This window comes from Microbulbifer sp. ARAS458-1 (assembly GCF_045348205.1).
Taxonomy (GTDB): Bacteria; Pseudomonadota; Gammaproteobacteria; order Pseudomonadales; family Cellvibrionaceae; genus Microbulbifer.
On sequence record NZ_CP155838.1, the window covers coordinates 3,676,504 to 3,702,313 of the forward strand.

General features: G+C 57.6%; 6 protein-coding genes and 2 tRNA genes. 2 read left to right on the top strand and 6 right to left on the bottom strand.

Annotated elements, in window-relative coordinates:
* Positions 1-15: 15 nt before the first annotated feature.
* The 4 genes from nusA to AAFH99_RS15430 form a co-directional block, all read right to left on the bottom strand.
* The gene (nusA, locus tag AAFH99_RS15415; protein ID WP_043318974.1) at positions 16-1,518 is read right to left on the bottom strand and encodes a transcription termination factor NusA; all 1,503 of its coding nucleotides are present in this window, start codon (positions 1,516-1,518) and stop codon (positions 16-18) included.
* A gap of 150 nt (positions 1,519-1,668) precedes the next feature.
* Positions 1,669-2,139: a ribosome maturation factor RimP gene (gene rimP, locus AAFH99_RS15420; protein ID WP_043318976.1), complete on the bottom strand. Its 471-nt coding sequence runs from the start codon at positions 2,137-2,139 to the stop codon at positions 1,669-1,671.
* Positions 2,140-2,466: 327 nt separating this feature from the next.
* Positions 2,467-2,543, bottom strand: a tRNA-Met gene (locus AAFH99_RS15425).
* A gap of 54 nt (positions 2,544-2,597) precedes the next feature.
* A tRNA-Met gene (locus AAFH99_RS15430) sits at positions 2,598-2,674 on the bottom strand.
* Between the two features lie 453 nt (positions 2,675-3,127).
* Between AAFH99_RS15430 and AAFH99_RS15435 the strand changes: the two genes are divergently transcribed.
* Both AAFH99_RS15435 and AAFH99_RS15440 read left to right on the top strand, forming a co-directional pair.
* Positions 3,128-5,230 carry a TonB-dependent receptor gene (locus AAFH99_RS15435; RefSeq protein ID WP_406828176.1) on the top strand — a complete coding sequence of 701 codons (2,103 nt, stop codon included), beginning with the start codon at positions 3,128-3,130 and terminating at the stop codon, positions 5,228-5,230.
* Positions 5,231-5,321: 91 nt separating this feature from the next.
* Positions 5,322-6,518 (top strand): PepSY-associated TM helix domain-containing protein, encoded by a 1,197-nt coding sequence (locus AAFH99_RS15440; RefSeq protein WP_406828177.1) that lies wholly within the window; start codon positions 5,322-5,324, stop codon positions 6,516-6,518.
* A gap of 61 nt (positions 6,519-6,579) precedes the next feature.
* Here AAFH99_RS15440 and AAFH99_RS15445 read toward each other — a convergent pair whose 3' ends face one another.
* Together AAFH99_RS15445 and AAFH99_RS15450 are read right to left on the bottom strand one after the other, a co-directional pair.
* On the bottom strand, positions 6,580-11,727 hold the full coding sequence (locus tag AAFH99_RS15445) for an OmpA family protein (protein ID WP_406828178.1): 5,148 nt from the start codon (positions 11,725-11,727) through the stop codon (positions 6,580-6,582).
* Positions 11,727-25,709 (bottom strand): isopeptide-forming domain-containing fimbrial protein, encoded by a 13,983-nt coding sequence (locus AAFH99_RS15450; protein ID WP_406828179.1) that lies wholly within the window; start codon positions 25,707-25,709, stop codon positions 11,727-11,729. Before AAFH99_RS15450 ends, AAFH99_RS15445 begins: the two co-directional genes overlap by 1 nt.
* Positions 25,710-25,810: the final 101 nt, after the last annotated feature.

Genomic DNA, 25,810 nt, shown 5'->3' on the forward strand with positions numbered 1-25,810 from the left:
CCCGGCACCTTGGCATTAAGCCTCTTGATCACTGTCGTCGGCGAACCAGGGCTCGCGCGCTTTCATGATGAGTGCAGCGGCACGTTCCTGGTCCATGCCTTCGATATCAAGCAGGTCGTCGACCGCCTGTTCCGCCAGGTCCTCCATGGAGGAGACACCGCGACTGGCGAGCAGGAACGCCAGCTGACGATCCATACCTTCCATGCTCAGCAGGTCTTCCTGGGGCTCGGACGCTTCCAGTTCTTCCTCGGAAGCCAGCGCCTGGGTCAGCAGTGCATCCTTGGCGCGAGCGCGTAATTCTTCGGCGATTTCCTCATCGAAGCCTTCGATACCCAGCATCTCCTCGATCGGCACATAGGCCACTTCTTCAAGGGTGGTGAATCCTTCTTCGACCAGAACGCCCGCAACGTCTTCATCGATATCCAGGCGTGCCATGAAGGTTTCCATGATACTGCCGGACTCCGCTTCCTGCTTCGCCTGCCACTCGTCAACGCTCATCACGTTGATTTGCCACTGGGTCAACTCGGACGCGAGACGTACGTTCTGACCGCTTCGACCAATGGCCATGGCCAGATTTTCTTCGGCAACCGCGACATCCATGGAGCCGGCGTCTTCGTCCACCACAATGGATTCAATTTCTGCTGGCGCCATCGCATTGATGACGAACTGGGCCGGGTTGTCGTCCCACAGCACGATATCCACACGCTCACCAGACAGCTCGTTGGATACTGCCTGAACACGCGCACCGCGCATACCCACGCAGGCACCGACCGGATCGATACGTCCATCGTTGGTGTTGACGGCAATCTTGGCGCGCAGCCCGGGATCCCGCGCTGCGCCCTTGATTTCAATCACCTGCTCGGAGATCTCCGGCACCTCGATGCGGAACAGCTCGATCAGCATTTCCGGGCAGGAACGGCTCAGCATCAACTGCGGACCGCGTGCTTCCGGTTGGATTTCCAACAGGATGGCGCGGACGCGGTCGTTGAGTCGGAAAATTTCACGGCCAACCAGCTGGTCCCGCGGCAGGCGTGCTTCGGCGTTGTTGCCCAGATCCACGGCAATAAAGTCGCGGGTGACCTTTTTCACGGTCCCGCTCACCAGCTCACCCACGCGATCGCGGTATTCGTCAACGATTTTGGCGCGCTCGGCTTCACGTACCTTCTGTACGATGACCTGTTTGGCAGTCTGCGCGGCGATACGGCCGAACTCGACGTTTTCTACCTGTTCGCGATAAACATCACCGGCTTTCAGCTCGGGATCTTTCTCGTGGGCTTCCTCCAGGGTGAACTGGGTGCCCAACTCGGCGAGGGTGTCATCGTCGACCACTTCCCAGCTGCGGAAAGTTTCATAGTCACCAGTACGGCGATCGATGATCACCTCAATGGTGGAGTCTTCGTCGTAGCGCTTCTTGGTGGCAGTCGCAAGGGCCACCTCAATTGCCTGGAAAATAATATCCCGGTCAACGCCTTTCTCGTTGGAAACCGCCTCGGCTACCAGCAAGATTTCTTTGTTCATGCAGCTGCCTCTTTAAAAACGCTACGTGCTGACTAATCAATGCTCTGGTGGGGTCTGTAACACCACTCCCACCGGCTACTTTCGCATTGCCCTAATATGATCGACCCATTTCGGGCCGGAAAATCTGAAACTGTACTTTTGCAGCCGTGCTTACTTTTCGTTATCAAACTGCGGGATAATATTGGCCTTCTCGATACTGTCGATGGGCAGCAGGTACTCATTTTCGCTGTCGATACGCAAAACGATTTCATCGCCTTCCACACCTGCCAGCAGGCCGCGCCACTTGCGCTGGCCATCCAGTGGCATGCGCAAACGCAGCTCTACCTGGGCACCGATATAGCGCTGATACTGTTCCAGTTTGTACAGCGGACGATCCATACCCGGAGACGAAACCTCCAGGGTGTATTTGCTGCTTATAGGATCTTCCACATCCATGACTGCGCTCACCTGGCGACTGACTTTCTCACAGTCGTCCACAGAGATGCCCCTTTCCGAGTCGATGTAGATCCGCAGCAGGGCATTGCGACCATGGGTCTGATAATCAATGCCCCACAGTTCACAATCCAGTGACTCGACCACCGGAGCCAGGAGCTCTTCCAACAGTTCGCGTTTGCTTGCCATATCACCTGTGGCCCCTCTTCGGGGCGGATGCGCAACCGGTTGCGCCGATCGCAGAGAACAAAAAATGGGCAGCGAAGCCAACCCCACGGTCCGAATGAGAAACCGCGGCGCCGACTCCCGGCCCATTCGGATGGCAAACCACGTTTGCCGCAGATACGAAAAAGCCCCTAACAGGGGCTTTTACTGCACGAAAACAACCTGAAATGTTTTCGCAAAATTTGGTAGCGGGGGCAGGATTTGAACCCTAGACCTTCGCCGGCCATGCCGCCAGAGGTGAAAAGCGAGCCCGAGTCGGGCATCTAGCTAAGAACCAATGGTACCGGAAATTGGTAGCGGGGGCAGGATTTGAACCTACGACCTTCGGGTTATGAGCCCGACGAGCTACCAGGCTGCTCCACCCCGCAACAACATCTTGGGAGTTAACAACCATCTACACATCAGAAGTATAAGATGGAAATTGGTAGCGGGGGCAGGATTTGAACCTACGACCTTCGGGTTATGAGCCCGACGAGCTACCAGGCTGCTCCACCCCGCACCGACACTTCCCAGAGACCGGATCCTGGTAGAGACCGGCCCCTCGCGATGGGTTGCCCCAACCGCTCAAGAGGCTGCGCATTCTATTGATCGCCCCCCGGGGAGTCAAGTCACTTTTGGCATTTAATCACACCCCTAGATCTCGGGACGGGAATAACGTCACCTCGCCTCTTATATATAGGCAGTTTTATCACTCCCAGTGCTTCAACATTACGTATCGCTCCCCGTGCCGCAGTCAGGAAACAACATTGATAAACATTCTCATTTTACTTATGATCGCCGCCATTCAATAAATGGGCAGGCACAGATACGCAAGACATCCGCGTGAGGGCTAACCCTCACCGCATGGCGGTTAAACCTTCGGCCCCTGCCCGCAACAATTCGCCGCATCATCCGGCAAAATCGTCCAATAAATTCGCCCAATAACACATCCAGTTTTCTCAAGGAGCTCAGCATGCGCGGGACTCGTACCACCCTTGCTCTGGCCATTGCCGCCACCAGTACGCTTTCCATTGCCGCGGAAAGCAACTCCCAGATCAAAGAAGAAGTAGTGGTTACCGCAAGTCGTACGGAAAAACCCTTAAGCGCCATTCCCAATACCGTCACCCTGATCGACCAGCAGGAACTGACCAATCAGATGGCCGCCACCAGCGACCTGTCGACCATTCTCGGCAACCTGATTCCGAGCTTTTCCCCCAGCCGCCAGAAGATGACCAGTTCAGGCGAGAGCCTGCGCGGCCGCAAACCACTCTACCTGATCGACGGTGTACCGCAGTCCAACCCTCTGCGTGACGGCGGTCGCGATGGTCACACCATTGATCCACTGGTTCTGGAGCGGGTGGAAGTGATTCACGGTGCCAACGCCATCCACGGCATGGGCGCCTCCGGCGGTATCATCAACCTGATTACCCGCACCCCGAGCGACGAGTTTCAACAGAGTGTGCGGGTGGAGTCTGCTTTTCAGACCGATGAGCTGAACGACACTCTGGGCTACAACGGCAGCTACAGCCTTTCCGGCAAGTTAAGCGATGTAGACGTGTTGGCCAGCATGACCTACCGCAATTCCGGTATCAGCTACGACGCCAATGGGGAGATTGTCGGCTTCGACAATACCCAGGGCGACACTATGGACAGTGAAACCAGCAATGCGTTTATCAAGGCTGGTTACAGCTGGGATAGCCAACGCGTGCAGCTGACCATCAACCACTTTCTGGTGGAGGGGAACAACAACTGGCTAAGCGTGGACGGCGATATTGACACCGGTATTCCCACCACGGCGGTAAAAGGTGAAGTACCAGGAAAGTCCCCCTCCAACGAGGTCACCACGATAAACCTGCAATACAGTAACGAAGATTTCTTCGGGCAGAAGCTGCGCGCCCAGGTATTTTCGCAGGATTTTGCCGGAGCCTATGGCGCGACCAACAGCGGCACGTTTCAGGATGAAGACACCTACGGTCCTGATCTGTACGACCAATCCCAGAACAACTCAGAAAAACGCGGTCTCAAGCTGACACTGATCAAGGACCAGATCGCCGGCGCCCCGGTAAGCCTCGCCTACGGTGTGGACCTACTGGAAGACGAAACCTGGCAGCAACTGATTCTGACCAGTCGAGCCTGGGTTCCGCCCACCCAGTATAAAAATATCGCGCCCTATGCTCAGGCGGAATTCAGCGGTATCGACCAGCTGACGGTTACCGCCGGCGTACGCCATGAGATCTCCGAATTACAGGTTGATGATTTCACAACCCTCGCGTCTTACGGCAGCCAGTTCGTCAAAGGTGGCAAACCCGAATTCAGCGAAACACTCGGAAATATCGGCGCGACCTATGCATTCACCGACGGCCTGCGAGTTTACGCAAACTATTCAGAGGGATTTTCCATGCCGGATGTGGGGCGGGTTCTACGCGGCATCAATGAACCGGGCCTTGCGGTCGAAAGCTTCCTGGACATGCAGCCAATTCTCACTGAGAACCAGGAACTGGGGCTGGAGTTTACCAGTGAGGCATTCGCAGCCCAGCTCGCCTACTACTCATCCGATTCCGATATTGGCCAGCGCCTGGCGCTTGGCGACGATGGCATCTACAGCGTGCAACGGGAAAAGACCGATATCGACGGTTTTGAACTGCGCGGCCAGTGGTACGCCACTGACACCGACACCCTGGAGGCCCGCTATGCCTACACCAAAGGCCGATACGACTCCAATGACGATGGCAAGGTGGATACAGATCTGGATGGCCGCAATATCGCTCCCAACCGCTTTAACCTGAGCTGGGCACGTAACTGGAGCGAGGTGTTGAGTACGCGAATCCAAGCAAATTGGCTGCTGGACCGTGATTTCGAAAACTCAGCAGGTGACGTCACCCGTGAATTTGACGGCTATACCATCATTGATGCCAGCGCACAGCTGCAGGCGATGGGCGGTGAACTCGCATTGGGTATCCAAAACCTGACCAATCAAGACTACTTCACCTACTACTCCCAGACCGCGGGTAATGACATCCGCAACTTCAAGGGAATTGGGCGCAGTGTGAACCTGTCTTACTCCAAGGTATTCTAATAAATAACGAGTGCTCGCCTGCAAGCAGGCTCCGATTGGAAGATACTCCGTAGGAGCCCGCTGGCTGGCGAATCCATAAATACGTCATTCCATGCGCAAAACATTTTTCGTCCTGCACAAATACGCCGGTCTCACCCTGGGCCTACTGCTGTCATTGATCGGCCTCACCGGCAGTCTGCTGGTGTTCGACCACGCGCTGGATGAAACACTTGCACCGCAAACGGTAACCTTCAACCCGAGTGATCGCCCCGCCAGTTATTCCGAAATACTGGCAGCCGCGCAAGCCGCGGTTCCCGGAAATCCCGAGCCCACCCGCCTGATGACCCAGCGCCAGCCAGGCAGCCCCCACGTTGTACGCTTCCCCACACCGGAAGGCGCACCCGGCCCTATCGAAGTCAGCGTGTCACCCACCGACGCCGAAGTGCTGGCTGTGCGCGGCTGGGGCACCACGGAATACACCATGACCTGGCTGTACCGCCTGCACTACACGCTGCTCGCGGGAAAAAATGGCAAAACTGTGGTGGGTTTTATGGGCCTGCTACTGATGGTGTTCTGTATTTCCGGTGTCGTATTGTGGTGGCCAAAACTGAGGCACAGCGGAACTCGAGACTGGAAGCGGGCTTTTTCCATTTCGCGCACAGGGAATCGATTCCGGTTTTACTTTGACATCCACAAGGTCTTCGGCATTTATTTTTTACCGCTGCTGTTAATGATCAGCTTCTCCGGTGTGACGCTGGTATTTCCGACGCAAGTAGAAGCGGTTGTCGGCAGCCTGTTCAAAGTGGAGCCCCGTCCCGCCCTGCCCGGTTCACGGGTAATATCTGGCACACCGATTTCGCCGGATATGGCGGTAACCATTGGTGAAGAGGTTTTCCCCGGTGGTGTTCTGAAACGGATTTATCTGCCGCGCAATAGTGAAGACAGCTACGGCGTGACCTTCCGTGCAGAAGGCGAAGCCTGGACCAATTACGGAGCCAGCTTTGCACGGCTGGACCAGTACACCGGCGAAGTGCTATTGACTCAGAAGGTTACCGAGATCCCACTCGGTAATAAAATCCTGCGTTGGCAGTTCCCTCTGCACAATGGGGATGCCCTGGGGATAGTCGGGCGCTGGCTGGTGTTGTTGGCAGGCCTGGTGCCGGCACTGTTGTTTGGCACCGGCCTGTACCTTTGGTGGCAGAAGCGGCGGTTGAAAACGCAGGCTCAGCGAAAGCAACGAACAACCGTTACCACTATCACTACCACCAGCACAGAACCTGCCAAGGGAATCATGGCTGAAGCCAAGTGACCCCCTTACATTCCTGTTCCCCCATCACCCAGGATGGGGGTTACTCGCCGGTAACGAGACTTTAGAACTTACCAACCATATTGATAAACACACCCTGGCTGTCGTAATCCAGATCGGTCAGATCGTCGGAGAAGTCGGTAAAGTTGTAGCCGATACCCGCCTTGAAGTTACGCCCCATTTGCCGGTAGAGTGCGAGCAGTGCGCCGCTGCGGCTGTCGCCGGCTTCCGGCAGGTCGAGCAGGCGGCCTTCGATCAGCAGGTCCCAGTGATTGACGAAGTGCCAGTCCGCGCGCACTACATAGAGATGGGCAGTACTATCGAAGAACTCGGGATCTTCCCGCTCCATACTCAATTGCCCCAGGCGGTAGGCGTACTTGGCACCGACAGTCCAGCGCTGGGTGAGGTCGTAGTTGGTATCCACGGAGAAGATATGACTCTTCTGCACGAATTCGATGGCGCTGCTGTTGCTGCTTGACGTTACCAGTACCTGATCATTGGTCGGGACATTGTAGAAATAGGTGTATTTCAACAGGGTGTTCCAGCGGTCGTTATCCACCGGGCGGTAGGCATAACCCATCACACCTTCGGTAAATTTACCGTCGTAAAACTGGCCCGCGGAACTCTTGCTGTCGGAATAGTTGAGCTTGCCTACTAAACGCCAGTCCGGGCTCATCTGGTAGCTGAGAGTGTTTTTCAGCAGCCAGGTCTTGCGCTCGTTTTCCAGCACACTTTGCGGATCATCCTCGGTACCCGCTCCGTTCAGGGTCTGCATGTTATCCACGCGGTATTCCACCGCGCTCGCCACTCGCAGCTCACCATCGTTAAAGCCCATGCTTGCCCCCATGGCACGGCGCTCGGTTTCCGCACCGGTGCGCGGATCTTCAAGGGTACCCGCCTCCAGACTGGTGCCGTAATGCCATTTGTCACTGGGTGCCAGGTCCACCCCAAGAGCGTGGGTAAGACCGGTGGAAACATCACCGTGGGTGTAGCGCTCTTCACCGTAGATACTGGTGGTATCGGAGAAACGGCTGCGGAAACCACTGTTCAGGTTGCCCTTGCGCGCGCGCACACCGGTATCGGTGCGCTCGTTATCCAGGGTGTAGTTCAGATAGAGATTGGTACGATCGGTAACCAGGAAGTCTGTTCCCAGGCGCGCAGCGGTGCCGGTATCGCCACCAGACAGTTCACTGTCCACCGTCAGGCGGTCGCTGACACGGTAAGCGCCGCCAAAACCGATGCGGTTGTTTTCATCGCGGTTGCCGGACACTTCCGCGGTCCGCTGCACGAAACCAAAAGCGTTCCAGTTTGCGCCGGAGTCGTAACCGGCCTGGATTGCCACATCGGTACGTTCACCCTGTTTCTGGGTAAGAGGTACAACCGGTGAAAGGTCTTCGCGAGAATCGGCCCGCGCCGCCGCCGCAATCCTCCAGCGATCACTCAGGCGATACCCCAGCTCCACATCGGTGGCTTCTGTCTGCAGCCCCTGCTGCTGTTCCTTGGTGTCGGTCTTAAGGCCCACATCAAAGCGCTCGCCAATGGGCAGGTTGATGGTTGCACCAAACTGTTCGGTTTCGTGGGTGGCCAGCTGGCCCGGTCCAGAAAAGCCCGCATCCCGCTGCTGGGCGTAAACAGACATGGAACCGCGCACACCGTCAAAGAAGTCGCCCATCTGGACGGCAGCCTCGACCTTGTTTGCACCGGCCTTGGCCTGTGGATCGATGGGGCCTATCTGTTCAAAACCGCCCTGGTTGAAACTGTAACCACCATCGAGAGAAGAAAGGCTTTCCAGCGTATTGCCCTGACTCTCCGCCACTTCCACCTTCACCCAGGTACCGGCGGTTTTACGCAGTGTCAGATCGACACCATGCAGGGACGACTCATTGTCTTCCTCGTCCTGCTGACTGGCGCTAACGCCGATGCGCACATGATCACCCGCCCAGTACTGGGCGCGGCCGCCCACCGCGAGGGTATCCAGATCGTCAAAGCCCGGAGTGTATTCATAGCGGGCCACCAGATATTGAGGGTTACCGTTATAAGAGCCATCCTGAACGATCAGGTTGTCGTTGGCGATCGCCGATAGAGGACGGTTCAGCAGCACGCGGCCCTGTATGTAGTCCACATCGTAATCAATCACCGGAGTCAGGTTTTTCACCCCCAGCACCAGGCCGGAGTTTTTGTCCCGCACTTCCACACGCAGGCGCTCAGAGCCGGTGAGAATATCCTGGTGGCGCAGGTAATAGAGGGAGCCACCGGTGCCGCGGAACTCGTCGCGGCCAGCGATAGTGCCGGGTTCCGCACTGAATGCATCAACTTCAAAACGCTTGTCGCCAAAGTCAGTAACGTCATCGGTTTCGAAGTGGAAATTGGCCCCGTAGAGGGCGCGGTCGATCTGCGCAAGCTCGTTATCGGTATAAGATGCCTTGAAGTTACCCCACAAGCCGTAGTCGTCGTAGTTTTCCAGCTTGATATAGAACTTGCCGGAAGTGGGCGCATCTTCCACCACCGTGGAGTCATCGCCAAAAGTCGGGTAGTACAGATCACTGTCGAGACGGCGGAACAGGGCATCCGGCGTCTTTTCCATAAAGTTGGTAAACAGCTCGTCGATCGGCCCTTCATCGGTATCCGCACTGGCGGAAAGGCGCCAGCCGTCACCGAAGCTGCCGCTGGTATAAAACGCCAGGCGACCGTCGTAACTTGCGGAGTTGTCGTAGTGGGTCTGATCGCCGGTCACCAGTGCGGCCGGACCATTGGTGTCGTCACGGGCGATGGTGAGATCCGCAATGCCCACGGTGAACCAGTCGTCGCGGTTGAACTCCAGGTCCCGCAGGAAGAGCTCGCCGTTGCCCTGCTCATCCAGCACCGCCACTTCTACCGTATGCAGACCCTTGGCGAAAATTTCCTCGGCAACAAACTCGCCATTACTACTAACCGGAATCTCGCGTCCCGCCAGCCACACGCTGTGATTGGTCGGAATATCCGCGCCGTTCACCAGCACTGCGTTGCCATTTACCGGGATATTCTGCTCGGACAGACGATTTTCGCCGTAGCCCACCAGCAGCTCCTGCTCCGTAGTGGTCTCCTGTAATTGCGGCTCGAAGTTATCCACAAGCCACAGGGATTGTGGGCGGGTTTCGTCGAAGCGCTGTTTCCAGTCGTACACTCGCAATACATATTTCAGTTTTTTCAGTGGCGCCTGGAAGCTGTCAAAGTCTGCCTGCCAGTCGCCCTCGCCATTCTGGTCAAGGGTGACAACAGCCAGCGGCTCGTCGCGCAGGGATTGCGCCTCCTCGAAAATCCGCACTTCTGCGCGGGTAATAAATGACGGGTAATTGGTGTAGCGCTTGAACGCGACCCGGCTTTCCACCAGCTCGGTTTCCGGGTCATCCGCGAAACGGATGGTATTCGGGAAGGCAGTGACATTCAGCCGGGGCTGCATGGTCTGGTTATCGAAGCGGAACTGGATATTGGCATTGTCCAGTGCCACATCGGTACAACGCTGCAGGTCGGCGGAATTTTTGTGCGGGTCGTACTCTGGCGCGCCGTCCACAGTAATCCGCATCAGGTTCAACGCGTAGGGGTTGTGGGCAACCGCTTCCTGCTGCAGGCGCTCGATTTCCAGCCGGTCCTGCTCCGCCAGAATCGCCAGCTCGTCATACAGCACCTGCACTTCCACGCGGGCGCCGTCCATGTGGATAAAGCCGGTCTGTACCACGTCTTTGGATTCCACGTAACCGCGGCCCTCAAACTCTACCTGATCGTCTTCGAGGCCGAGCTTTTCCTGTACCAGCTGCATGGTTTTTTTCGCACGCGCAGATGACAGCCCTACGTCGTCGCCATAGACCATGGCCTCACGGCGCTCCATACGCTCGTTGTCGCTGTAGCCGACAAAACTCAGGCGCACATTTTGCTTGCCCGCCACTTCGTCCATCAGGCGCTGCATCTGCGCCAGTTGTGCGCTGGTAATCTGCGGCTCACCACTATTCAGAAAAATCGGCGGCACTTCACCGGTGGGGGATTCATGTTCGATGGTGATGGTTTCCGCATCCGCTGCTTCCGGACAGGCCTGCACACCGTCGGCGGCAGTCTCCAGCAGGTCGTCGTACCAGAACTCCACTTCCACACGGTGATTCAGTGAGCGCCCCTTAGCGGTGTCGTTGGCTGCAATCGGCTGCGACGAACCCTTGCCACTGCTGGTCACCATATAGCCTGGCAGATTCAACTGGTCCGCCACGGCCAGCGCCACCCGACGTGCTTCCGCGCGGGACAGTGCCATCTGGTCGTCGTACAGTTCCGCCGGCCCTTCCGGCAGTGCACCGCCGTCGGTGTGACCGACAAAATGAATGGTGAGATTTGGCTTGTCCTGCAGGGTATTACGCACTTCCTGAATACGCCGCACAAACGCCATCGGTAAATCCGCCTGCCCCGGCTGCAACCGCAATGGGGAAACCAGGTTTTTCAGGCGCGCCCGCTGGTCGGAGCCCGCGGTATAGCGCAGCTTACACACGGTTTCCTGGCGACAGACCTGGACGCGATTGAGTTGCAGGGCCTCGGCGCGACGCTGCGCATCTCGCGCTTCCTCATCCAGTTCAAAATAGCGCACCGCCAGCTCCACCCGCCGATTCAGCTCACGACCTTTTTCGGTGATGTTCTCCGACAGGGGCTCGCTGTCTCCACGCCCCTCCACCACGATGGCCTCATCGGGCAACTCCAGCGCGGTTTGCAGATAATCCGCAATCAACTGTGCACGGGCCTGGGTAAATGCCGTTTTATCCGCGTATTCGGCCAGCTCATCGTCATTCAGCGGGCCGCTATCGGTGTGCCCGACGACGATCAGCTGCATTTCATGGGCCGATTCCAGCTCTGCGAGTTTCTCGCGCAGCTGTTCCACGAGCTCGGGATCAACCTCATCTTCCACTGCACGGAACAGGAGCGGGGGCAGAATGTTGTTTTCCACAACCGCTTCTTCCGGCGCAATAAAAGTTTCCGCATCCTGTACCCACAACTGCCCTACGGCCGGGATCAGGGTAGTTTCCGTATTGCTACCGAGCGGTTTCTCCGTGTATTCACCGGCGCTTTCCACTTCCGGCGAGAGCCCCGGAATCAAGTGCCACCAGGCGCTGTCCGCCTGGGTTTCTTCTTGCGCGTAGGCGACGGTGCTTACCAGTGCGGCAACGATGACCGCCATTTTTTTCTGCGAAGGACGGAACATCACCGGGCACCTCCCTGATCTTCACTTCCGATCATGCGGTTAATACTGCGTTTGAACCCGTCCAGCACATTGCCGCGCTCGGGCGGCGCACCACGGCGCCAGAAAATTTCGGTTTCGATATTCAACGGATAGCAGCAGTCCAGTGCTGCCCAATCTTCGGCAATACGCGCCTTGATGGTTTCCAGTCGCGCTTCCACCAGTGCCGGATCTTCATTTTCCGCAAGATACGACAGGCGCAACAGCGACGGTGCTTCTTCCAGCCGCTCCAGCAACAGCTCGGTGCGGGACTGCCACTGCGGACGCAGCTCGGTAGAACCGGGCTCGAACACCGCTTCCGCCAGATCCAGGCGCACCACACGGTGCAGGCTGGTACCGAAGTTGAACTCCAGCATCTTGCCTCGAGTGGCACGCTGAACCCGTGGGTTTTCCGTGGTCAAGCGGTAACCGCTTGGCAGGCTGCGATCGTCCAGCTTCAGCACAAAGTTGGAGCCGCGATCCGGGTTCGGTACAGCCGCACAGGTAATGTGGAAACGCCCGTGGGCGTCGGCAGTCGCCTTGAGACCATTGGCGGTCACCACCCGGGCACCGGGCACACCGCCCTCACCCTGATCCTGATAACCGTTCAGGTTCTTGTCATCAAAGACCTTGCCGATGACATCGGTACAGTCAAAGGTCGGGTCCGGAACCACACGCACAGTAGCCGACGCTTCACCCGACGCCTGCTGACCGGACAGCTCGTTAAACATCCGTGCACGGTTGACGTATTCCCCTTCGCCCACACCGGAGCCCACCACCAGCAACAGTTTCATGGTGTGTGTCTGCTCCGGCTCGGCGCGCAGATGCGGCCACTGCAACTGCAGTCCGTGTACCTGCGGCTCCACCGGCAAACCATCCAGATTTGCAGAGCCGGCAACGTACTTGAAGCCTGCGGGGAAGTAATCCACCAGTTGCAGGTCGGTCAGCGGTACCGGCAGCGAGTTGTTGAAGGTAATGGTGTAGGGCACCAGCTGGCTGCGCGTTACATTCAACATGGCCGCGGTTTTAGTCAGTGCCAGGGCACCTTCCAGCTGCGGATCCAGTGCGATGTGGTTGTTGAACAGCTGGCTGCTACCGGGCTGATTGGCGTCATCCAGATTCAGCCGCAGGTAGTAGTCCGTTTCACTGCTGCGCGCGTCGGCATCGATCGATGGCGGCGTCACTGACAATTGCACTTCACAGTGGTCCGGCGTACCCGGAATCACGTCGGCCGCGCTGCCGATACAGGCCCCTACATCGAAACTACCGGTATCCAAGCCGGTCTGCGGCGGAATGATCTGGGACGGGCCAGACACGTAGTCCTCGTTGGGCACATCCACTTCGATCAGGTAGTCCGCATTCACCGCACAGGCAGCACTGCTGAAGTTCACATCGAACTTGTAGAAACCACCGGTGAGGGTGACCTGATTCTGCTGCTTGGGATCCTCAAAACAGCTATCCGGTAACGGTTGTCCACTGGATGCACCGAGCAGTCGGACGCGGGCGCCATTTACCGGTGCACGCAGTACCGAGTCGTATACAACACCGTTCGGCGTAATCGGTAGATTCAGGTTCTGCGGGTTGGCCCCGGACTCCACATAGATATTCTGAATCTGCTGCGGGCCGTTGGTGTAATCGGAGCTGGCGGTACCCAGTGACGCCGTGTTATCCCCTGCATTGGGGGCAAGATAGCGCAACTCATAGCTGGCACCGGCCATGTCCGCACCGTCCATATTCGGCACCAGGCCATCGAAGACAAAGTACCCCTTGTCATCACTCTGCACGGTTTCCAGCAGAGCGTTGTTGAAGTACAGCTCCACACTCCAGTTCACCAGCAGCTGCTCTTCCGCATCCGCCGTTTCACTAAAGTTGACATCGTGCCAGAGATAACCGGAAAGGTTCGCAATCCCCGGGGTACCACCGATATCGATCGACACGGTGGCTTCGTTATACATTGCGGGATCGTTCCACTTCACCTGCGCGGTGTTCACGACCGGGTACCCCATGGCCAGGTTTTCACCCAGCTTGGCTTCAAAGCGCAGGGTGATGGTTTCCTGAGGCTGCAGGTCTCCGTAATTGGTGCTGTAGTCCACGGTGATCAGCGGACCATCGACCATTACGCCATCGGGCTGGCCGTTCAGGCGTGCGGAATCTTCCACGTACGTCAGCACACCCTCACCGGCGACCAGCAGATCGTCGTAGATACTCACCAGGCTCGCGGGTACGGCGCTAATGTTGGTAACGCGGACGATGTATTCCAGCACCTTGCCGGACTCGGCCGCGCCGCCGCCAACAACCGCCACTTCCTTGGTGATGGAAAGCTGCTGGGCATCACCGACCACCACCTCAGTGGGCTGGGCGCCATTGCTGCTATTGCCATCCGCATCGGTCAGGGTCAGCGGCAGTTCGAGACTGTACACATTGCCCTGGTTGCTGATGATGGTGCCGCGCTCGGTATCGGCGTTGACCATGACATCGAACACGATGGTGGCGGTTTGCGCGGTGGTCAGAACACCTTCACCTTGCGCTGGCAGCGGTGGCGTCAGGTCGTCCGTACTGATCGCGATACCGGAAATCAGCGGTGAATCTTCCCCATCATCCGCGACGGAAACACCATTCAGCATGGTACTGCCGGCAACGTAGGTCGTGTGTTCCGGCACCAGATCCACAAAGCGCGCCTCGGTGGCATCCTTACCGCCCATGTTGCTGACGGTAATGGTGTAGCGCAGCACGTCTTCCGGGTCGACGATACCGGCGGTCATGTTATCCACCACCAGCTCCACGGTTTTCTGTGCGCGGATCAGCGGCACATTACCGACGATATCGATGGTCGGATCGTCGGCCACTTCGGTGGTGGGGTCGTCGGACGGCTTCTCGTCTAACGGCGTATTTTCGCCACCCGCATCGACGCCCGCACCGGCACCGTTGGCGAAGCCCTGGTTGGAAATCACCGTGCCATCGTTGACGTCATTGATGGTGACATCAAAGGTAATCAATGCCGCCTGGACACCAGACGCCGCCGGATCGGCCATCAGCTGACCGACTTCCGCACCCGGAGACTGGATGATCAGGGTCTGCGCCAGTGGCGTGCTGCCATCGATATCGTCCAGAGCAACACCGTTCAGCGTGGTCGAACCGGCAACGTAGGTGGTATTGGCGGGCACCTGATCGCGCAGGGTCGCCTCTACCATGTTCTCGTTACCGATATTTTCTACCCGCAGGGTGTAGCGCAATGTGTCGCCCGGCACCAGGCTGTCCGGTTCGCCGGTCATGTCTTCGGAAATTTTCTCTACCTTGAAGACAGGAGCGGATTCGATGATGACCTGAGTGGGATTTTCAGCGCCCGGTGCTTGCGGGTCGGCCTCGCCATCGATATTCGGGTCATCACTCACCGCCAGCTGCTGGCCGTAAGCCAATACCCGGGACTGGTTCAGAACCGCGGTGCCACTGTCGATCACATTCGCCAGCTGTACCTCGAAAGTTACGCGAACACTGTCACCGGTCTCTCCCTGTTGAGCCAGGCTGATTCCATCGATACGCAGCAAGCCACTGGCTGCATCGCCGCCGGTCGCATCGCTGTTATCCACGGCATCTACCGGAATATCGATAACCGTCAAGGTACCCGGGGCAAAGACCGTCTGCGTATTAAGAGTGCCGAGCGCATCTTCAATGGCAAATTCCGCCAGAGGAATCTCGCTGACATTGCTGACGGTGATGGTATAGCGCAGGGTGTCCCCCGGGCTTGCTTTCTCAGCGGGCGCCTCGCCGGTAGTGATATTGACGACCTCTTTCAGCATCTTCAGCGTGGCACTCTGAGTCACCAGCGCGTGCGCATCTTCATGGTCGAGCACATCCGGCGTACCGTCGGTGGGCGGTGCACCGTAGGTTCGACGATTCTCACGATCATCGCCCTGGCTGAACCACTGCGCAGCGGCCACATTCACCAGGGTCTGATCCCCCGCGGTGTCCTCATCCAGCCACGCGCGATACTCGATCAGCATGCGCTGGTTTGGCTCGATGGCGACACCCGTCGTAGTAATCGTGAGGGTGCAATCGTCAAACACGGACTGGAAGTCGGTATCCGCCGCTAACGCACGTACCAGGGTATCGGTGTCCGCATCGAATATCTGGATCGCGTCCACTTCCGGCGGCTGGGCACACATACCGCCCTGCTCCACATCCGGCAACAGGTCGACAACAGTGGTATCCCAGGCGGTGCTGTCACCCACATTGTTAATGCTGAGAATAAATTCTCCGGCAATACCTGCATGCAGAATTTCCGGACCCGATTTTTCCAGAGTGAGCTGCGGCTCAATCAGAGTCATCTCCGGAGAGGTATCCGCGAGCAATGCAGGGTCACCATCAAAGGTGCTGAAGCGGTAACTGGCGGTATTGGTAAATGCCAGACCAGCGACATTGGTTGCGCTGTCGAGCACTTCGACAATCAGTTCCAGCTCGATCTGCTCACCGGCCGGGATATCGATACCATCAACGCTATCGACGATTTCCAGCTCGGTTTCACTGCCGATATTTTCCGGTGTCCAGCTGCCGGTGCCGCTGATTTTGTTCACCGCAATAAACCGCAAGTCCGCAGCGGAGGCCGTCAGATCATCGGTGATCTGTACCCCGTAGAGGGCAGTGTCGGCGGGCGTCGCGGGCACGGTAATGCGGTAGGCAAATTGCTCGCCAATCGTCGTTTCCGGCTGAGTAATGTTTTTATCCAGTGCAGCCGGTAACGGGCTCGTCAGCACCACGCTTACCGCCTCATCGAGACGATAGTCCTGACGCTCCTCGGCGAGACCGTTGGCCGGTACAGCATTATTATCAAAGGAATAGTAAACCGGCAGGGTCACACCGTTACCCAGCGAAAGGCCGGCACCGAGGGTGTCATCCGCAGTCACCGTGTACACCAGGCGCAGTGTTTCGCCCACAGGAATGGTGTAGACATCACTGTCGTCGAGATCCCAGAGTGCAACGCCGGTGGTCGCATCAAAGACCGGCATACGTACCGGAAGGCTGCCACTACCGAGAAGCTCGATACTTTGCGTGGTCACACCACCGCCGTTTCGCAGCCCCTCTGGCAATAGATCCTCAATCTGCAGGTCGTACGCGGGCGCCTCACCGTTGTTGGTGATCTCAACGGTGAAGGTCGCTTCCTCACCCACGGTGATTTCCGTATCGCCACCGATCGCGGTGGTGACCTCTACGCGACTGATTGCGAGTAGCGGCTGTACCGCTTCAACCGTCGCCTGCGCATTGATTGTACTGGCCGGACCGGACGGCAATGCGTAATCCAGCGCGACCGCGTTCTCCAGTGCCTGCCTGCTGGGTAATTGCGCCAGTACACTGCCGTTTTGCACGCGTACTTCGTAGACGATCTGCAGGGTGTCACTGGCCGCACTCGCGGGGTTGGTCACATCACCCAGGTTAAACACAACCTCGGCGCCATTGACCGTCGTCGCACTCGCCACCGAAGCGGATTCATCCGTGCCGAAAAAGTCTGCGCTGATTACTTCCTCAAACACCAGACCTGTGGGCAGGGTATCGGTGATGACAACACTCGGATAGGTACCTTTTTGCAGGGTCGCCGTGACTGTGAAGCGAGCGCGATCACCGACACGAATACTGCCGGTTCCATCAAACGTATCGCTGAGCAGGTGTTTTTCCAGGCTGGTGTTGTCAGACAGCGTCACTGCCGCGCTGGCGCTGTCGATATAGTCGTTGTACGCCGGGGTTTCACTGCCGTCGCGTTCCCAATCGGAATCACCGGCCACACTGGTCCAGCGCACTTCCGCATTATTGTTCAGCACCTGGCCGGGGCGGGCGTCGTCCCCCACTACCGCCTGATATTCCAGGTTCAGGCTATCGCCTACCGCGACGCTGGCAAGGTTCCACTGCAGGGTAAAACCACTGGCGGCATCACCACTGATCACCGGCTCTCCCGCACTCGCGGAACCCGCAACATACTCAAGCCCGGGGTCCAGTACATCGGTAACCACCAGGTCGTAGGCCGCTGCGGAATTCGCATTGCCGTCCTCGGTCATCGTCAGGCGGTAATCGAGTAGCGTACCCGCGGTGATATCTGCCGGTGCAGACAGCACTTCTTTTTCCAGTGCAAGCTGTGGTTCAACAATCGTTAGTGGATCCGTGGCCGCACTGGTGTAGGTAACCCCGCCGGTGCTGTAGCTGGCCTGGTTGATCACAATATCCCCGGCATTGCTGTCGGCGCTGTTGGTCACACGCAGCAGGAGTTCGATCTGCGCGGTTTCACCGGCCTGGAGTGTTCCGAGATCGAAGCTCAGATCGGTATCGTCACCACCGTTCAGCAGGTCGCTGGCGGTACCGCCATTGATACTCAGTGTGGCCCCGACAAACTCGAACTGAGGTGCCAACGAATCCGTCAGAGTGACGTCCGTGCGAGCGATATTGTCTTCCGGGATGGTGATGCGATAGCGCACCTCTTCACCGATGGTGGCGGTGGGGGCACTGACCAGCGCTTTTTCCGGCGGCATCGCGTTGCTGGGATTCTGCATCCACACAGACGCAACCGTATCGTCGGTATATTGCTGACCCGCTGCTCCTGGCAGCGACCAGTAGCTATCGACACTGGCACTGTTGTTAAACAGCTCGCTGGTGCCGGTATCCGCATGGAAGCCGATACTGTAATCCACCGTCAGGCACTGATCGGGCAGCAGCGGTTCGTCGTCGTTCAGGGTGAGTGTAAAGCTGCCACCGACAGCCGGTTGTCCGCTAAAAGTGAACTCACTGGTGGCCGTACCATCGATCGCCACGGTAAAGACACTGGCATCCGACAATGCTGTCTCATCCAGTTGCGGAGCGAGGGTGTCGGTGAGCTGCACGTTGTAGGCAGGGGCATCGCCCTGGTTACAGGACTGCAGCTGGAACTGCATGGTGTCTGCGGACAGTACGACCAGATAGGGATCGGTCTGGGTACCGGTGCCGGCGCGCCCGCTCAGGGTGTCGATTTTTACCAGTGGGCTGAGCACCGGTTGATGCACCGCAATCGCAGCGCTTGCCGCAGGCAGCGTTACGGTAGAGCCATCATAGGCATCGACACTCAGTTCCGCCTGGTTGTTCAGGGGACCGAGTACATCCTGATGCGCTAAAACATCGGTCACCACACGGGCGCGATACACGATAGCGAAATCATTGTTGCTGTCATCACCATCGACTGCGTCCACGTCACCGAGTGCCAGGTTCAGCACCTGCCCTGCGCTCGCATCACCGGTCAAATTGGTGGCAAGGGGACCGTGACTGAAAGCGCCGGTATTTTCAAACGGCGCGCTGGTCTGTCCGTTGACACTGACTAATTCGACAAACTCCAACCCCACAGGCAGCGTATCGGCAATGGCCACATTGGCCGTGACGCTTTCGTTCAGTGTCAGGGTCAGACGATAGTCCACGGTATCGCCCACGCGAAGCTGGGCATCGCTCGCATCGCTGCCATGCAGCACCCAACTGTCGGACTCAAACGCCTTGATCAGCGCGGTATTGTCTTCCGCAGCGGCGTCCGTGGTTTCGCTGGCCGTGAGGCAATAGTCGTTTGGCGCCGCCGGGCAGTCTGCACCGGTACGCTCGTAGTCACTGTTGGACGCAACGTCGTCCTGCAGGGAAGTCCAGTCCGCCGTGATCTCGTTGGTGAAGGGGCCACCGTTGGCCGCCACGGTCGCCCGATAGGTCAGTACCAGCTGTTGACCGGCAGGCAGATCCAGGGAGCCATCGGCGTTGCCGCGTCCCCAGATCAGAGTATTTTCGGTGCTGGTATCCGGCGTTGCTTCAAATCCACCCACAGGGCTACCGCCGATGGTAACGGTCGGGGTAAAGCTGCTGTCCCAGTCCAGCTGCTCCGGCAGGCTGTCCACCAGATTTATATCGTAAGCGGTGGCATTGCCGTTATTGGTCAGCGTTACCACGTATTCCAGCACCGCGCCGCGGGTCAGCTGCCCCGGGGTAATCTGGGTTACGTCTTTTGTGGCATCGAGCGCCGACTCCGTTACGGTGATTGCCGGTGTATCGGCAGTCTCTATGACCGTGGTAAGAGATTCGCCGTGCTGGTAACGCAGTTCCGCACCGTTCTGTAGGCTATTCCCTTCTCCGCTATCGGTACCGGTAGCGGTGTCGTTATTGATCCGCGCATAGTAGGTGATGACGATTCGCGGATTGATGGCACCTGCGGTTGGCAAATCACTTTCCGACTCGGTAAGCACGGTACCGATATCCCACAGAATTTCGCCACTGGCTCCATCCACCGGTGCCGGTGCGCGGAATGCACTCTCGTCCACCGCCGTATTACCGTCGATACTGACAATTCCGGTGAAGGTGTAACTCACATCGTAATTGGCATCACGGGTCAGTACATAGCTTGCACTGCCGCTATCCAGCAGGTCGCGAACCTGCAGGTCGTGGGTGGTGCCTTCCGGCAGGTCAACGGTGATCTGGAACTGCTTGTGTGCACCGATCTCCGGCAGCACACCGGGGGTCAGATCCTGCTTATCCAGAGTGACAGGGTCGAGATCGGCAGTGACCTGATTACTGTCGAGGCTGTAGTCATTAACTGCGTCGGCACCGGTTTCCAGAGGCAGTTCACCAATACGCATACCGTCCGCTGCACCATTGGCACCGATCTGGCCGGTACGCGCCGAGCCACTGTTCTGATCAATGGGGTTCAGTGCGGTGCTGCGTGTGGGCAGCGACGTCCAGGCGGCGTGCGCTGTATTCTCCAGCTGCTGTTGAGGTTGTGCACTGTCGTCCACCCGCACCTGAAAGGTAAATTCCAGGGTTTCACCGGGAAGCAGCGGGTTTTCCGGTTCCCAGACAAATACTGGCTGGTTCTCTCCGAACGCATCGGTATCCACCAGGGGAGGATCGGAGCCGGTCACACTGCCGGCAATAAAGGTCATCTCGCTATCGACCAGATCTTCCAGAATGCGCAGGTTGTAAAGTGCAGCGGAGCCACTGTTGGTTGCCTTCAGTGTGACGGTCACTTCGTCACCGGCATCCCGAGGATCGGTCCAGCTTTTATCCAATAGCAGCGCCGGCTCGGTGACCCGCACCGCCACGCTGCCAAAACTGAGCTCCGTCTCATTCCCCATGGCATCGGCGTAGCGCAGGTAGGCGGAGTCACCGCTGCCATTTTCCAGCACGGTACCACTGTTGCCTTCACCATTGTTGTTGGAGGGAATGTTATCCACACGGGCGATAAAACTGACCGGGAAACTGAACAGTGACTCGGAGCCCGGCGTGGTCAGGGTGACATCACCAAAATCCCAGGACACCTGGGTGCCACTGCACACCGGGGTAATAATCGGCACCGGACTGAGGTCCGGGCGACGGAAGCCCGCTGCCGCATAGGGAGGGGCATTCAGATCGATTGCCGGAGCGTCGACACAGGTGAGACCGGTCGGCAAGGTATCGCTCACCACCAGCCCGCGCAGTTGTTGATAAGGCAGCTGACCGGTGAGGGTGTATTCAATTTCCTCACCGATTTTGACCGCCTGATAACCGCCAATCATTTCACCGAGGGTAGTCTCGGACAGCGCGGTAATTTCTTTGGGCTCAACCGCCGGCGTAATAAAGGTAATCGACGCGTCGGCAGGACCGGCAGCGTAGACTCGGGCGCCGCCAATATCGCCATTTCCACGCAGCTCTACGGTCTGATTACCAAATTCATTGCGATCGCTCGCATCACCACCTTCGAGGGTGTCGTAATCGATCAGGTATCCGCTCTGCAGTGTCTGGTTGGGCGCGATCCGCTCATCCGGATTGACCTTGTAGTAAAGGTTTAGACTGCGATCATCTTCCGAACTACCTGTACCGCCATTCAGACGGCGTAGGCCATTGTTGGCAGCACTGCCCAAAGGCGCGCCGGTATCACTGTGTGAATGGGAAAACACCAGGGTTGCATCCACACCGTCATTGGGTGTGTTCTCAATCAGGCTCAGGTGCTCGCCGTCTTCATCGATCAGCCCGTCGCCGTCGTTGTCAATTCCATCACTGGCGGGGTCCACTACAACCAGCAGGTCCGGCACGGTATCGGTTACCACGAAATCATAGGCCGGGGCATTCGGCTCGCCATTGGTCTCATTGGCGTTGACTAGCCGCAGACGCACAATGTAGTCGCGGGATGTATCGGCACCAGTCAGGTTTTGCTGCCAGCCGCCGGAACAGTCGCCGGTAGCCGTATTGAAGCTGCCCGCTTCACAATAGGTCTTCGTTGGAGTGATTTCGGGCTCGGTCACCACCACATCGACACGGCGAATACGCTCCCAAGGGTAACCTACGATGTTACTGCCAAAATCGAAGTACTCGTCCTCACCGGTATTCTCATTGTGGTAGGCCGCTTCGAAGCTGGAATTCAGGATGTTGTTGCGGTCAGCGCCCTGCACATTGGGTGCGTTGCGGTCATTGATGGCCTTGTTCTGTACCCGGGTGGTCGCGTTGACATGGAACCACTGGTCGATGGTGGTAATGTAATCATTGCGTCCGTCACTACCAGGCTGATTACCGCTGAAGTACCAGCCAAAAATCCCTTCGTCCAGTGGGCCCTTATTGGGCTGATTGGGTGTCGAGGTGGCACCGGCAATCTGCAGGCCGACCTGAGGTTCGGTATTGGAGATATACGCGAGGCCGTCTTCGACCTCATCCTCTACCAGAACCTTGCTCACACCAATAAACGAGAAGCCGCGGGACTTGAAGCCAAACCAGCCACCGGTCTGGATGCGATTGGTACATTCCTCACCAATCTGCACCAGCTCCCGCTGCTTGCGGGCAAAATTGGGGTAGCCGTCGGACATGGCACTATCCGGCAGTGCCGCATTTCGTGTTGCCGGACTGGCCTCGTTACATTCCCCCAGTGTGGGTATCACGCCATTCAGCGCAGAAATATCGCCGCCGGTGGCACTCCAGGCTACCTGATCTTTCAGCAGGTTAAAGCCAATACCGCGGGACCAGTTGGCGTCCAGAGAATACAGATTGCCACGATCTACCTCGCCGTCGCTGCGCGCATTGTTCTGGCTGGCATTGCCCGGCTGCGGGAACCACAGGGGCTGATCATTGTTGATTGTTGTTGGGGTATTGGTAGTTGTGTAGCTCTGAACAACCCGGTTATTGGTGTTACCACCGGAATTGCTCATGCTCACGGTGGGGTCAGCCAGGTCCAGGCTACCCACGGTCCAGATCTCACCGATGGCATCCACACGGAAGGTGACATCGTCTTCTAAAATCCGCGCCGGGTCTGACGCCTTACGCACCTCGAAGTGAAACTCGACCGCATTACCAGCACCGGGGGCGAGTACACGATTCAGCGGGTTACTGTGATCCGCGTAGCAGCGGTAGACCGTGCCGGTGGTGGTCAGCGGCAAGTGCAGTTTGGTTGGATCCCCCGGTGGATTCACCACCCAGGTTTTATACGGGTTAGGCTGGGGTACCGGTGCGCCACTGACGTTTGTGATATCACACTGCCAATTGCCATTCTGCTCATCCACCGTCACTACTTCGAGGGTGGGCCCAAAACTGATGAACACACTGGCATCACGAGCGTTTACCCCACCGTTATTGGTGGCGCGCACACGCAGCGGTGTAGTCTGCTCCGGGTCATTGGTAACAATAAATGACTGATCGAGGATTTCGACATCGATGTCTTCCGGGTTGAACTCAATGCTTGTGCCAGCGGTATTATCCGCCGGACTGCTGCTGACACCGTTACCGGTAAGGTTGTATTCCTGAACGCCCTGGGAGTTACACAGTGTTTTGAATTCCACCTCGAGAGTGTTCTGCAGGCTCGAGGAAAGTGCGGGCGGGTCGGTGGGTTCCGGGCGCTGGAACAGGTCTACACTGGAGCTCTCGGGAACCACATCCAGATCGGCAGCGCGGTCAAAGTGCTGGGGATCTTTGTGAATAATGGCAAAGCGGATCACCACCACGTCACCGTGGCGCATCAGATCGCGATAGGTTTTACCGCCGTTATAGTCACCGGCAGGATTGCTCTCCGTATATTGGGTCGAACTGGAGAGCTTGAATTCCGGGGCGGTATTCAACAGATAGTCGGTATGATTGCCGGTATCAACGGTATCGACACCGTTTGCCGGGTTGACCCACTCCAGGCGATCCACCCGGCCGTCATACTGTCCGTACAGTGAACCCTGTGTATAACCGTTATTCCCTGTGGGACGGAGTAATTGCGGCGCATAACTCGGGTCCAGTACGTAACCTTCCGGCAGCTGGTCGCGAATATGATAGGCCATGCCATTGTCAAACCAGACGGTACCACCACTCTGGTTGGACAGAGTGATGGTCATCAGGCCGCGCATACCCACGGTGGCACTACCGTCGATACCGGTCAGCGTGCGCTCTACCTCCAGCGCGGTTGCGCCACCGGCAACAGAACCCTGGCCGTACCAGGTACGGAGCTCGGACGTTTCCTCACCCAGACCGGGGTCGATACCACCGGGCGGTGTCTGTACTGCACAGCCGAACTGAACGTTTTCAAGGCTATTGATCAGCGGTGCACCATCACGACAGGACGCGCTGCCCTGTAACTTGCCCACCAGATAAAGATTGATCGAGTCGTCTTCGGCAATATCGATAGTGCCACTGGACGACCCCGGTGTTTCCGCCTCTACGGTTCCCGCGTAGGGCGGTGGAATATCGTCACCTTCGCCAAATGGCGGTGCCACATCCCAGTTATCCAGTACTCTACCGGTCAGATTATCGGTGGCAATACAGCTTGTGGGGCCGCTCGGCACACCGTCATTGGCTGCGATGTCGTTGGCCTCGGAGACACTGGGGCAGACGTAATGCACGTTGGCGACATCCGCACGGGACAGCACATCGTCGATTCGCAGGTCTTGTAAAGGCGCACGGGCATTGGTGCCGTTATTGGTGATATTGAGGCGCCACACGATATCGTCATCGCTGTGGCCATAAACGGTGTCGCTGCGGGTGTTCTCGCGCTGGCCGGCGTCGTAGTTCCAGCCCTGCTTGTCTACCTGCACAAACGGCTTGTTGATATAGATCCGGTCGGTGCTGGCCAGATTTCGGTTGAAGTTGCTGATTTCGTCCGGAGTTTCAGGAGTACAGTCGGTGGCCGTTCCCGGGTAGGCCGGATATGACGGTGCCGGGCGCTCCCAGTCAGTCCAACCACTACCCCAGTTTATCGGGCAACTACCGCTATTGGTCGGAGCGCGTTTTGCCTGCCCCCCCGAGGTACAGCTATCCGTGGTTACATAATTCAGCTCGGCGGTAACACCACCGATAAAATCCCCTTCATCATCCAATTGCTCTGGGCCATTAGTGGGGGAAACGAGAGGACGGTGGATGGGGATTCGCACCGTCATGGTGGGGCTATTGCCGTCCGGCAGGGTGGGCAGCCCACCGATCCGAATCTCCCAGTTACCTCCGTTCTGAGATTCGCTCACGCTGCCAACATTACCACTGCTTACCGCCCCAGTGACCGTGACATTGACACCGGTATACAACCGTATGCCGGCATCGACTGGAATACGGACAACCAGGCCATTGCTGTTGTCAAAATCCATATCCGGGTTTGCAGATCCGTAGTCCCCATTACTGGAATAGGTGTAATAGTTACCGGAGCGGCGACGATACTCCCGATCAAACCAGGACCCTCTTTCCTCTTCCTCCCGAGTCTGCTGCAGCCCGGACGTGTTGTACGCAAAGTCGTCGCCACCAGCACGGTAGGGGTTGGTGATGTCCACCTCGATAAAACCGTAACCACAGAGATCGCAGTATGTATTGCCCCTTCCTCGCTGGATATTCACCAGTTGCGTGGGTGCACCGGGGTTCGCCACACAATAATTGGTCGGCGCCGCCCATACCTCGCCCGATATCGAAGCCAGTAGCAAAACTGACAGCCACAGCCGCACGGATTGCGCGATTGCCGCAATTGCATTTTTGAAAGTGTTTCGCCCTGTTACTTCAGACTTCATTGCTTTCCGCTGCCAGTCAGTTTTATTTTTGCCAACTGCCGCACAGGCGACAGCACCGGGGAAGGAGCCGGTCGCGGAACTTTATTGGAAGGGAAGAGTCG